Here is an 11,927-nt window from a genome sequence, read left to right on the forward strand (position 1 = left end):
GGCCCTTTTTCGTGGCGGCTGGTCCTGTGCGTCATCGGGTCCGGCCCTTCCCCCCGCGGCCCGCATTTGCCATACGGGGGACCAACCCGTGATCGAAGGAGTGCCCATGTCCCACCCCATCTACGCCCGCATCGACGGCCCCGTCATCATGATCGGTTTCGGCTCCATCGGGCAGGGAACCTTGCCCCTGATCGAGCGTCATTTCGAGTTCGACAAATCGAAGCTCACGATCATCGAGCCGGGAGAGGCGAACGGGGCGGCGGCACGGGAGACGGGCTATGCCCATGTCGCGGAAACGCTGACGCCGGACAATTACAAGGACGTGCTGGGCGGGCTGTTCGTGGACGGCAAAGGGTTCGTCGTGAACCTGTCGGTCGATACCTCGTCGCTCGACCTGATGAAGTTCTGCCGTGAACATGGCGTGCTCTACATCGACACCGTGGTCGAACCGTGGGCGGGCTTCTATTTCGATACCGAGGATAACGCGGCGCGCACCAACTATGCCCTGCGCCAGAAGGTGCGGGACGAAAAGGCGGCCAATCCCGGCGGGACGACCGCCGTGTCCTGCTGCGGGGCGAACCCCGGCATGGTGAGCTGGTTCGTCAAGGCCGCGCTTCTGCGTCTGGCCGAAGACCTCGGGGCCGAAGCCGACCCCAAGACGCGCGGCGAATGGGCGGCGCTGATGCAGACGCTCGGCGTCAAGGGCGTCCATATCGCCGAGCGCGACACGCAGGTGCGCACCGAGCCGCGCCAGCCGGGCCATTTCGTCAACACATGGTCGGTCGAGGGCTTCATCGCGGAAGGGTTCCAGCCCGCCGAACTGGGTTGGGGCACGTTCGAGCCGTGGTTCCCGCCGAACGGACACCGCCAGAAGACCGGGTGCAAATCCGCGATCTGGCTGGAGCAGCCCGGCGCGAACACCCGCATCCGCACGTGGTGCCCCACACCGGGGCCGCAATTCGGCTTTCTCGTCACCCATAACGAAGCGGTGTCGATCGCGGATTATTACACCGTGGGCGCGGGCGACGACCCGGAGTTCCGCCCCACCGTCCACTATGCGTACCACCCCTGCGACGACGCCGTGCTGTCGCTCCATGAGATGTTCGGTTCGGGTCAGGTGCAGGACGTGCATCATATCCTCGACGTGGACGAGATCGAGCCGGGCGGGATCGACGAGCTGGGCGTGCTGCTCTACGGGCACGCCAAGAACGCCATGTGGTTCGGCTCGCGCCTGTCCAACGAAGAGACCAAGGGGCTTGCCCCCAAGCAAAACGCGACCGGGCTTCAGGTTTCCTCCGCCGTGCTCGCGGGCATGGTCTGGGCGCTCGAGAACCCGGAGGCGGGGATCGTCGAGACCGACGAGATGGACCATCGCCGGTGCCTTGAGGTGCAGATGCCCTATCTCGGCCCGGTCGAGGCGCATTACACGGATTGGACTCCGCTGACCGATCGGCAGAGCCATTTCCCGGAAGAACTTGTCGAAAGCGAACCTTGGGCCTTTGCCAACGTGCTGGAACGGATGGGCGCCTGAGGGCGCGCGGTGCCGGGGCTCAGGCCCCGCGCGGCGCGAACAGGATGACGCCCGCACCGGCGAGGCACAGGGCGGCACCAAGGACATCCCACCGATCCGGTGCCTGACGTTCGACGAGCCACAGCCAGCCCAGCGAGGCGAGGATGTAGACCCCGCCATAGGTTGCATAGGCCCGCCCGGCGAAGCTAACGGGCGACAGGGTCAGGAGCCATGCGAAGAGGGCCAGTGACAGGATGCCCGGCGCCAGCCACCAGACCGGCGCCCCGGACCGTGCCCAAGCCCAGATCGCGAAGCATCCGGCGATTTCGGCGAGGGCGGCGGCAAGATAAACGGCAAGTGTCATGTCTCTGTCCCGATCCGGTGAGGCGTCCTTAAACATTCAAAAAACTGATTGGGTCTTTTCCGGCGGCGCCCGCGTGCTTAGGTGCCGTGAAACAGATCACAGGAGAAACCCGATGAAAACCGAAGACGTGAATGGCAAGACGTTGGAAACATGGACGCCGCAGGAGGTGGCGCAGGGACTTGCGGACGAGACCATCGTACTGATCGACGTGCGCACCCCGGCCGAATACATGTTCGAAAGCATCGAGGACGCGCTTCTCGCGCCCATGAGCCACATCTCGAAAAAGGCGCTGCCTGCGGGCCTTGGCAAGCATGTCGTGCTGTATTGCGGCTCCGGTATGCGCTCGCGCAAGGCCGCCGAAATCTGTCTGAGCAAGAAATTCGAGAAGATCGCGCATCTCGAAGGTGGGTTCGCCAACTGGAAACAGGCAGGCCAGCCCTATCTCGGGACCGATATGTCCACGGGCGCGCCGCAGGTGAAGACCTCCTGAGGCTCCAAGCCCACAGTCGGCGGGTCGTCTGGCCCGCCGCCCCCCCGAATAGTCTGGCCCCGCGCCCGGATGGTCGCTAAGACAGGGGCCTCAACCCCGGGGATGGAAATGACCAAGACACCCAAGCCGCAGCCCGGCATCATGGACATCAAGCTTTACGAAAGCGGTGCGTCCAAAGTCGATGGCGTCGACAACGTCGTGAAGCTTTCGTCGAACGAGAACCCGCTGGGTCCGTCCGAGAAAGCCATCGAAGCCTATGGGCGGTCCGGTCACTACCTCCACCGCTATCCGAACACGGACCACGCCAGCCTGCGTTTCGCCATCGGCGAGGTGCATGGACTCGACCCCGAGCGGATCATCTGCGGCGTCGGTTCGGACGAGATCATCACGTTCCTCTGTCAGGCCTATGCGGGTCCGCGCGACGAGGTGATCTACACCGAGCACGGCTTTTCGATGTACAAGATTTCGGCCCGCGCGGCGGGGGCGAAGCCTGTCGAGGTGCCGGAGCGCGAGCGTGTGGTGGACGTGGACCAGATCCTGCGTGCGGTGACCGCCAAGACCCGGATCGTGTTCATCGCGAACCCCGCGAACCCGACCGGCACGATGGTCGGGCAAAAGGAACTCGCCCGTCTTGCGCGTGAACTTCCCGGCAATGTGGTGCTGGTGCTCGACGGGGCCTATGCCGAATATGTCGAGGGCTTCGATGGCGGCGCCTCGCTGGTCGAGCGTCACCCGAACGTGGTGATGACGCGCACCTTTTCGAAGATCTACGGTCTTGGCGGCCTGCGCATCGGCTGGGGCTATGCGCAGAAAGAAGTCATCGATGTGCTGAACCGCATCCGCGGCCCCTTCAACCTGTCCTCGACCCAGCTTGCCGTGGCCGAAGCCGCCGTGCGCGACCGCGCGCATGTGGACAAATGCCGCGCCGAAAACGCCCGCCTGCGCGCCTGGATGGCCGAGGCGCTGGCGGAACATGGTGTGCCCTCGGACACCTCCTGCGCGAATTTCGTGCTGGCCCGGTTCACCGATGAGAAAGAGGCCGACGCGGTCGACAACTATCTGAAGGCGAACGGAATCATCGTGCGCAAGGTAGCGGGATACAAGCTGCCCCATTGCCTGCGCATCACCGTGGGGGACGAGCCGTCCTGCCGCCGTGTCGCGCATCTGATCGGCGAGTTCAAAGGGAGCGTGGCCGATGCCGGCTGACGCGCCGACCTATGACCGGGTCGCGCTGATCGGCCTTGGCCTGATCGCCGGGTCGATGGCCCATGCCATGCGGCGGGGCGGTCTGGTGGGCGAGATCGTCGGAACGGCGCGATCTGCCGAAACCCGCGACGTGGCGCGCGAGATCGGCCTCGTGGACCGCGTCGTCGACACCGCCGCCGAAGCGGTCGCGGGGGCCGATCTGATCGTCCTCGCCGTGCCGGTCGGCGCGATGGGCGCGGTCGCGGAAGAGATCGCGCCGCATCTGGCCCCCGGCGCTACGGTGACCGACGTCGGTTCGGTCAAGGGCGCGGTGATCGAGGCCGTCGGCCCGTACATTCCCGAAGGTGTGCATTTCGTCCCGGCTCACCCGCTGGCGGGCACCGAACATTCCGGGCCACGCTCGGGCTTCGCGTCGCTCTTCGACAACCGCTTCACGCTGATCGTGCCCGCCGAAGGGTCGGACCGGGATGCGGTGGCGCGGCTCGACGCCCTTTGGCGCGGCATGGGCGCGAACACGGAAGAGATGGACGCCGATCACCACGACCTCGTCCTTGCCGTGACCAGCCACACCCCGCACCTCATCGCCTATACGATGGTGGGCGTGGCCGACGATCTGCGCCGCGTGACCGACAGCGAAGTCATCAAGTATTCCGCCGCCGGTTTTCGCGACTTCACCCGGATCGCGGCATCGGACCCGACCATGTGGCGCGACGTGTTCCTGAGCAACAAAGAGGCGACGCTGGAAATCCTCGGCCGCTTCACGGAGGAGCTTTTCGCGCTGCAACGGGCGATCCGCACCGGGGATGGCGAGCTTCTGTTCGACTATTTCACGCATACGCGGGCGATCCGGCGCGGCATTATCGAGGCCGGTCAGGACACCGCCGCCCCCAACTTCGGACGCGAACCGACGACATGAGGTGGGGCGGGGGGATAACCGCGGCGCTCACCGCCGCGCTCTTCGCGACCAGCCTCGCCGCCGAAGCCCCCACGCGCTCGCCCGTGCCGCCGCCGCGCCCCGGCGCAGCCACGCCACCCCCGGCGCAGACCCCGAACGACCCGATCGCGAATTTCGTGAACGAGGTGTTCAAGCCCCGCGCGCGCCCCGGCCAGAACACCCGCGTTCAGCAGATGACCGCGGCCCAGTCGCAAAGCTACACCCGCCTCGCGGTCGCCCAATCGCTGATCCCGCCGCGCCGCCCCGACAACCTCGTGCGGCGCAACACCGTTCAGCGCACCGGCATGGCCCAGTCCGGCGATCATGCCCGCGCCGTCACCTCGGCGGCCGGGTCGGTCTGCGGACGCCCCGAAATCAAGGGCGTCAAGCTTCAGTCGATCCCCGGCCGCGTCAACGGATGCGGCATCGAAGAACCGGTCAAGGTCACCTCGGTCTCCGGCGTCGCGCTCTCGACCCCGATCACGGTCGATTGCCAGACCGCCGTGGTTTTCAATGCCTGGGTCGGTCAGGCGCTCGTGCCGCTGACCAAGAATCTGGGCGGCGGTGTGCGCGAGGTGAACATCATGGCGAGCTACGCCTGCCGCAGCCGGAACAACCAGCGCGGCGCGAAGATCAGCGAACACGGCAAGGGTCATGCCGTCGATGTCGGCGGCTTCACCCTCGCCAACGGGGTCAAACTCACCGTCCTCGACCACTGGAACCACAGCCAGCACGGCGATCTGATGAAGCAGTTGCACCGCGTCGCCTGTGGCCCCTTCGGCACCGTGCTCGGCCCGAAATCCGACCGTTTCCACCAGAACCACTTCCATTTCGACACCGCGCGGTATCGCTCCGGCTCTTACTGCCGGTAAAACCGCTCGCATGTGCCCCGCGAAACGCGGTATCTCACCCCCGACACATATGACGGAGGCACAGATGGCGCTGCGCAACGATATCGACCCCGACGGTCTGCTCGAATTTTCCGTGGTCTTCACCGACCGCTCGCTCAACCACATGTCTGCGGCCTTTCAGCAGGTGATGCGCGACATCTCGGCGGGGCTGTGCGAGGTCTACAACGCCGACGCGGTCGCCGTGGTCCCCGGTGGCGGCACCTACGGGATGGAGGCCGTCGCACGCCAGTTCGCCACCGGCAAACGCGCCATGGTCATCCGCAACGGCTTTTTCTCGTACCGCTGGTCCCAGATCTTCGAGATGGGCGCGATCCCGGCCGAAGAAACCGTGATGATGGCCCGCCGCACCGGCAATGACGCGACCGCGCCCTTCGCGCCCTGTCCGCTGGACGAGGTGGTCGCCAAGATCGAGGCGGAAAAACCCGAGGTCGTCTTTGCCCCGCATGTCGAAACCTCCTCCGGCATCATCCTGCCCGACGACTACATCCGCGCCGTGACCGATGCGGTTCACGCCAATGGCGGCCTGTTCGTGCTCGACTGCATCGCCTCGGGCACGATCTGGGCGGATATGAAGGCGCTGGGCGTCGACGTGCTGATCTCGGCCCCGCAAAAAGGCTGGTCGGCGCAACCCTCCGCCGGGCTGGTGATGATGAACGACACCGCGCTCGCCGCCGCCAAGGCCACCAAATCCACCAGCTTCGCCATCGACCTCGGCAAGTGGATCGCGATCATGGAGGCCTATACCAACGGCGGTCACGCCTATCACGCCACCATGCCCACCGACGCGCTGCGTGCCTTCCGCGACGCGATGCATGAGACCCGCGACTACGGTTTCGACAAGCTGAAAGATGCGCAGTGGGAGCAGGGGCGCCGCGTGCGCGCGGCCCTTGCCGAACGCGGCTTCAAATCCGTCGCCGCACCGGGGTTCGAAGCCCCGGGCGTGGTCGTGGTCTACACCGACAACCCCGAGTTCCAGACCGGCAAGGCGTTTCTGGGCCAAGGCGTCCAGATCGCGGCGGGCGTGCCGCTCATGGTGGGCGAGGGCGAGGGCTACAAGAGCTTCCGTCTGGGTCTCTTCGGCCTCGACAAGCTCTATGACGTCGATGCCTCGGTCGCGCGCCTCGAGGCCGCGCTGGACGCCGTCACCTAATTGCGCATCCGCCAGAGCGCATAGACGACCAGAGCGATCACCACCTCGGTTACGAAGACGAGCCCGGCGGGCCCGGCGACGACGATGCCCATGAGGGCGAAAACGACGACGAGCGCCGACATCAGGAATGTGGCGCTCGCGATCTGGTCTTCGGAAAGGGGGGCCGCGTCGGCGCGGGCCTTGGGGCTTGGGTCAGGCATGGCAGTGCTCCTTTGCATCGGAACACCGGACGACGGGCTTCGGTTCCCTACTTCCCGACCGACAGGGTGATGAGGATCACGAACATGATCGGCGTCACGACGACCATGGTCATCCCCACGCCGGGAAGCCCGAACAGCACGAAGGCAAGCACGAGAACGACCACCACCGCCAAGGCGATGAGAAAGCCCCAGATCGCCTGACGGCGTTCGGTCTCGGCGGATTGCGGGTCGGTCATTGGTCTCTCCTGTCTGATCCTGGCGCGGTCTTTCTTCTGACGCAAAATTCCGACATCCGAAATGCGCATTTGTGCCGCGCGTCAGGCGGTCGCAGGTCTTCTCTGTTTCCGGAAACCTCGGAGGGGACGGATTTGCCTGCAAATCCGGGGGAGGCTGGCCTCCCCCAACCGCGACGGCCTGCCATTGGCAGGGCGGCGCAAATCCTGTGCGCCGCAGGCGCGCGATCAGGTCGCTGTCAGACCGGGCCGAGACCTGCGCGCATCACGCCGCGCCGGACCGGGGCGATGTCGTGGACGGCGCGAAGCCCCATCAACCGGACTGCCTGAATGCCGGCCTCGCCGGAGCCTGCGACGCGGTTGAACAGGTCGATGACCCGCGCGCGGCGGGCGATGTCGGCGCGCCGCGCGGCGTCGTATTCCGCCAGAACCTCGGGCGCACCGGGATCGTCGGGTCGCTTCACCGCGGCCTCCAGAAGTGCTGCGACGTCGTTTAGCGAGGTGTTCAGCCCCTGCGCCCCGATCGGGGGCAGCGCGTGCGCGGCTTCGGCCACAACGGCCACGCGCCCCTCGACCAGCCGGTCGGCGGTCTGCGTGATGATCGGCCAGATCGAGCGATTGCCCTTCAGGCTCATCCAGCCCAGAAGCCCGGTGGAACGCTCGAACATCACCTGCTCGAAGGCCTCGACCTCCATCTCCATCAGTTCGACCGAGCGTGGCCCCTTGTTCATCCACACGATGGCCGAGGCGGGCTGGCCGTCCACATCGGCCAGGGGCACGATTGTGAAGGGCCCGCCTTCGTTGTAGATCTCGGTCGATACGTTCTCGTGCGGGAGGTCGTGCGTCACGGTGAAAGCCAGAGACTTCTGCCCGTAACGCGTGGTCGTCACGTCGATCCCCGCCGCTTCCCGCAGGGCCGAGAACTTGCCGTCCGCCGCAATCGCCAGCTTGGCGCGCACGGTGGAGCCGTCGGTCAGGGTCACGATGGTCTCGGTCGTCCGGTTCACCAGCCGCTTGAACCCGGTGCCGTACAGCGCGGTGATGCCCGGTGCGTCTTGCAGGTAGCGCCACAGCTCGCGCCGCACGACCCAGTTCATCAGGTTCCATCCGAAAGGTTCGTCCGACATCTCGGAGGCCTGGAAGACCCTGCGCTCGCGCTCCACGGGCGGCCAGCTGGTCGTGTCGATCACGGCCAGCCGGTCGAGCGGGGTCGACAGCGGTTCCAGCAACGGCCACAGCCCGCAGGCCGCGAACAGGTCGCGGGCGGGTTGCAGAAAGGCGGTGGACCGCAGGTCCGAGCCGTCGAGGTCGGCCTCGGTCACGGGCGGCACCGGATCGGCCATGACGACGGAAAACCCGCGTGCGGCGAAGACGGCCGCGGCCACCTGACCGGCGATCCCGCCGCCCGAAATGAATATGTCTGCGCTGCGTCGTTCCATGCTCAGGATGTAGCCCCGTCACGCGCCGCCGCCAAGCCGCCAAGCTGCGACAGGAAGTCCGACAGGTCGTCGGTATGGTGGTGAATGTGGGCGGCCTTTATCGGCGTCGGAGCGACGTGGACCGTCCGCATCCCCAGGTCGTGCGGGACGGCAAGGTTCCGTGCGTCGTCCTCGAACATCGCTGCGGTCGCCGGGTCCAGCCCATCGGCGGCGAAGACCGCATCGAAGGCCGCGCGGCGCGGCTTGGGCTGAAAGCCCGCGTGCTCGACGCCATAGACCGCGTCGAACACCTCGGACAGCCCGCGCGCGGCGAGCACGTTGCGGGCATAGGGTTCGGTCGCGTTGGTATAGACGATCCGCCGGCCCGGCAGCGCCGCGATCCGGTCCGCCAGAACCGCGTCCGCCTCCAGCGGGTGAAACGAGATGTCGTGAACGTCGTAGAGATACCCGTCCGGGTCGATCCCGTGGACCTCCATCAATCCGGCGAGCGTGGTGCCGTGGCTGTCCCAGTAAAGCGCGCGCAGGCGGTCGGCCTCGGCCCGGTCCACGTTCAGCGTGCGCATCACCCAGTCGGTCATTTTGACTTCGATCTGGTCGAATAGCCGCGCGGAGGGCGGGTAGAGCGTATTGTCGAGGTCGAAGACCCAGGTCGTCACGTGCGAGAAACTGTCGGCTACCATGCCCCCTAGATAATGCGGCACAACGTCGCCCGCGACCCCGAAAGCGCCCCCGCGCTTGATTGTGAGCGCTGACAGGTCATAGTCACCGGACGAACAGGAGGACGCGCGCGTGAAAGAACCCCGAAGCGGGCCCAAGGATGCCTATGAGCTGATCCTCGATGCGATCGACGAAGGTCTCTACAAGCCCGGCGACCGTATGGTGGAAAGCGAGCTTGCCGACCGCTTCGGCGTGTCGCGCACCCCGATCCGCGAGGCGTTGCAGCGTCTGGAGACCCAGAGCCTTCTGAACCGGGATGGCCGTTCGCTGATCGTGGCCTCGCTCGACCATACGCAACTGGCCGAGCTTTATGCCGTGCGGGCCGAGCTCGAAGGGCTGGCCGCGCGTCTTGCCGCGCAACATGCCGCGCCGGAAGAGCAGAAGGTGCTGCGCGCCATGGTCGAGGAAGATCGCGGGCTGGTCGGCGACCCTGCGGCGCTGGCGCGGGCGAACCGTCGGTTCCATCGCCAGATCCACCTCGCCTCGCACAACCGCTATCTGCTTTTGCAACTGGACCTCGTGCACCGGACCATGGCGCTTCTGGCGACCACGTCGCTCGCCGCCGAGGGGCGGTCCGAAGTGGCGCTGGCCGAACACGATGCCATCGTTCGCGCCATCGAAGCGCGCGACGGCGATGCGGCGGACGAGGCGCTGCGCCGCCATATCTCGAAAGCGTTCGAGACCCGGCTTACGATCGACTCGAAATCGGGATGACCTGAGCGGACTGAACCGGGGCAGGCGAGAATTTCGCAAGGGTTTCTTCGACCAGATCGTCGTGGCCGTGCTGGGTCTTGTCCCAGAAGAACGGCTTGCGCACGATCTCGCCCAGCCCCTTGAGCGCGGCGAGCGAGGCGAGCGGGAAGTAGATGTGCAGGGTCGGCACCCAGAGTTTCAGAAACCGTCGCCCCGGTGTCGAGACGGCGATCATCCCGACCGCGATGTTGATCGCCTCGGCGGTGAGGAACGTGGCGAACATGGCCCAGACCACCCAGCCCGGCATGACCTCGGCCAAGGGGTGCGGCAGGCCGAAGGCCAGCAGCCAGTAGGACCAGAGCACGGGGGCGAGGATCAGGTGCGACAGGGTGCCGAGGAACACGATCTGCACGCCCCAGAACCTGCGCGCCCCCAGTTCCCGCCACAGGCGGCGCGGGTCGCGCATGTGGACGCCATAGGTCATGGCGTAACCCTTGATCCAGCGTGACCGCTGCTTGATCCACGGCCAGACCCGGCAATTCGCCTCTTCCTTGGTCACGGTCTCGACCAGCTCGGTGGTATAGCCGAGCCGGGCGAGCCGGACGCCGAGGTCCGCGTCCTCGGTCACGTTATGGGCGTCCCAGCCGCCCAGTTGTTCCAGCACGCCCCGGCGAAAGAACAGCGTCGTGCCCCCCAGCGGCACGGCGAAGCCCATCTTTTCCATGCCCGGCAGGACGATGCGGAACCATGTGGCGTATTCGATGGTGAAACAGCGGCTGAGCCAGTTTGTGCGCGCGTTGTAATAGTCGAGCATCCCTTGCAGGCAGGCGACGCGCGGCGGGGCTTCGGCGAACCGGGCCACGATCCGGTCGATCTGGTCGGGGTCCGGCGCATCCTCGGCATCGTAGACCCCGATGATGGTCCCCCGCGCGAAGTCGAGCGCGAAGTTCAGGGCGCGGGGTTTGGTCCTCACGCCCCCGCGCGGAACGGTGATCTGGCGCATCCATGCGGGGAGGCGGGCGTTCGACAGGGTTTCCTGCGTCAGGGTGTCGTCCTCTTCGACGATCAGGCAGATTTCGAGCAATTCGCGCGGATAGGTCAGCCGCTCGAGCCGCTTGACCAGCCGCCCCGCGATCTCGCGTTCGCGGTAGAGCGGGACGAGGATCGACACCACCGGGCGGCGGCGCGGATCGTGCGGCCCGACCACGCGGATCGGTGCCGCGTGCCGATGGCGGCGCGTGTAGATCACCGTCGCGGCCAGCTTGACGCTCGTGTTCACGATCAGCGTCAGGATGGCCCAGCCGGTCAGCATCGCCCAAGCGGCGGTCGGCGCGGTGAGGAGGAGGAGCGCCACGGCGCCAGCGAGCGTCAGCCACAGACGCGCCGCACCGACCGTGTCCCACGTCCGGCAGGACATATCCTCGGCGACCCGCGTTTCGGCCTGAGCGACCATCCGGCGGTGGCGCAGCGATACAAGGGCCGCGTCGACCTCGTTCCCCTGTGCCACGACCATGCGGCACGCCCCGAAGCTCTCTGGCAGACCGGACCGGATGCGGGCGAAGCGATCCGGGCAGGCGCAGGCGATGATGGTGGTGTCGCCGACCCGCTTCCACGGGACGAAGCCAAGGCGCAGGCAGGCGTCCAGCCCCACAGCGTCGATCAGGCGCACATCCGGCGGATCGCGGCGCAGATCGACGAGGGTGGTGTCGTAGACCTTGGCCAGCGCGCGGGCGAGCGTATAGGGCGTGACGAAGCCGCGCGCGAGCAGGACATCCCCAAGCCTGAGCGCGGTGCCGGCCCGTGCCTGCCGGGCAGCCGCCAGATCTTCGGGGCGCAGGATGCCCATGTCCACCAGCTTCTCGCCCAGCCCCGACTTGGGCGGCGGCGGTTCGAGGATCGGTTCGGGCAGCAGTTCGAGCCGGGGACGATGGATCAGGCGCAGCCGATCCAAGGGGCGCATGGCGATGATCTCGGCACCGTCATCGGTCCGAGGCAGGAATTTCCGCGCCACCTCCGCAAAGGCGAAGCTTCTGTGGGAATTGTCGGTCATCGTTTCCCCGCAACAGCGGGGTCATCCTGA

The 11,927-nt window shown here is 66.6% G+C and carries 13 protein-coding genes; 7 read left to right on the forward strand and 6 right to left on the reverse strand.

The window, feature by feature from the left end:
- Positions 1-106: 106 nt before the first annotated feature.
- Positions 107-1,531: a homospermidine synthase gene (locus HOY44_RS14570; protein WP_287435596.1), complete on the forward strand. Its 1,425-nt coding sequence runs from the start codon at positions 107-109 to the stop codon at positions 1,529-1,531.
- A 19-nt stretch (positions 1,532-1,550) separates the two neighbouring features.
- Here HOY44_RS14570 and HOY44_RS14575 read toward each other — a convergent pair whose 3' ends face one another.
- Positions 1,551-1,874 carry a YnfA family protein gene (locus tag HOY44_RS14575; RefSeq protein ID WP_287435598.1) on the reverse strand — a complete coding sequence of 108 codons (324 nt, stop codon included), beginning with the start codon at positions 1,872-1,874 and terminating at the stop codon, positions 1,551-1,553.
- A 112-nt stretch (positions 1,875-1,986) separates the two neighbouring features.
- Between HOY44_RS14575 and HOY44_RS14580 the strand changes: the two genes are divergently transcribed.
- The 5 genes from HOY44_RS14580 to HOY44_RS14600 all read left to right on the forward strand — a co-directional run bounded on the left by HOY44_RS14580 (position 1,987) and on the right by HOY44_RS14600 (position 6,565).
- Entirely contained in the window at positions 1,987-2,364 is a 378-nt protein-coding gene (locus HOY44_RS14580) for a rhodanese-like domain-containing protein (protein WP_008330477.1), read from the forward strand.
- 108 nt (positions 2,365-2,472) lie between these two features.
- Positions 2,473-3,570, forward strand: coding sequence for a histidinol-phosphate transaminase (gene hisC / locus HOY44_RS14585; protein ID WP_040885572.1), 1,098 nt, complete (start codon positions 2,473-2,475; stop codon positions 3,568-3,570).
- Positions 3,560-4,486: a prephenate/arogenate dehydrogenase family protein gene (locus HOY44_RS14590; protein ID WP_287435601.1), complete on the forward strand. Its 927-nt coding sequence runs from the start codon at positions 3,560-3,562 to the stop codon at positions 4,484-4,486. The genes hisC and HOY44_RS14590 overlap by 11 nt, the downstream gene beginning before the upstream one ends.
- Positions 4,483-5,376: an extensin-like domain-containing protein gene (locus HOY44_RS14595; RefSeq protein WP_287435603.1), complete on the forward strand. Its 894-nt coding sequence runs from the start codon at positions 4,483-4,485 to the stop codon at positions 5,374-5,376. Before HOY44_RS14590 ends, HOY44_RS14595 begins: the two co-directional genes overlap by 4 nt.
- 64 nt (positions 5,377-5,440) lie before the next feature.
- Positions 5,441-6,565, forward strand: coding sequence for an aminotransferase class V-fold PLP-dependent enzyme (locus HOY44_RS14600; RefSeq protein WP_287435605.1), 1,125 nt, complete (start codon positions 5,441-5,443; stop codon positions 6,563-6,565).
- Here the strand turns inward: HOY44_RS14600 and HOY44_RS14605 are convergent.
- The 4 genes from HOY44_RS14605 to HOY44_RS14620 form a co-directional block, all read right to left on the reverse strand.
- Positions 6,562-6,765 carry a hypothetical protein gene (locus HOY44_RS14605; RefSeq protein WP_008330470.1) on the reverse strand — a complete coding sequence of 68 codons (204 nt, stop codon included), beginning with the start codon at positions 6,763-6,765 and terminating at the stop codon, positions 6,562-6,564. The genes HOY44_RS14600 and HOY44_RS14605 overlap by 4 nt on opposite strands.
- A gap of 47 nt (positions 6,766-6,812) precedes the next feature.
- Positions 6,813-7,001, reverse strand: coding sequence for a hypothetical protein (locus HOY44_RS14610; RefSeq protein ID WP_138423548.1), 189 nt, complete (start codon positions 6,999-7,001; stop codon positions 6,813-6,815).
- Between the two features lie 236 nt (positions 7,002-7,237).
- Positions 7,238-8,437, reverse strand: coding sequence for an FAD-dependent monooxygenase (locus HOY44_RS14615; RefSeq protein WP_287435609.1), 1,200 nt, complete (start codon positions 8,435-8,437; stop codon positions 7,238-7,240).
- 2 nt (positions 8,438-8,439) lie between these two features.
- A complete protein-coding gene (locus tag HOY44_RS14620) occupies positions 8,440-9,117 on the reverse strand; it encodes a pyrimidine 5'-nucleotidase (protein ID WP_287435611.1) in 678 nt (225 codons plus the stop codon).
- 109 nt (positions 9,118-9,226) lie between these two features.
- Between HOY44_RS14620 and HOY44_RS14625 the strand changes: the two genes are divergently transcribed.
- Entirely contained in the window at positions 9,227-9,868 is a 642-nt protein-coding gene (locus HOY44_RS14625; protein WP_008330466.1) for a GntR family transcriptional regulator, read from the forward strand.
- Here the strand turns inward: HOY44_RS14625 and HOY44_RS14630 are convergent.
- A complete protein-coding gene (locus HOY44_RS14630) occupies positions 9,843-11,897 on the reverse strand; it encodes a glycosyltransferase family 2 protein (protein ID WP_287435613.1) in 2,055 nt (684 codons plus the stop codon). The two genes, HOY44_RS14625 and HOY44_RS14630, sit on opposite strands and share 26 nt — an antisense overlap.
- Between the last annotated feature and the right edge of the window lie 30 nt (positions 11,898-11,927).

The sequence above is a fragment of the Maritimibacter sp. genome (assembly GCF_016774595.1).
Taxonomy (GTDB): Bacteria; Pseudomonadota; Alphaproteobacteria; order Rhodobacterales; family Rhodobacteraceae; genus Maritimibacter; species Maritimibacter alkaliphilus.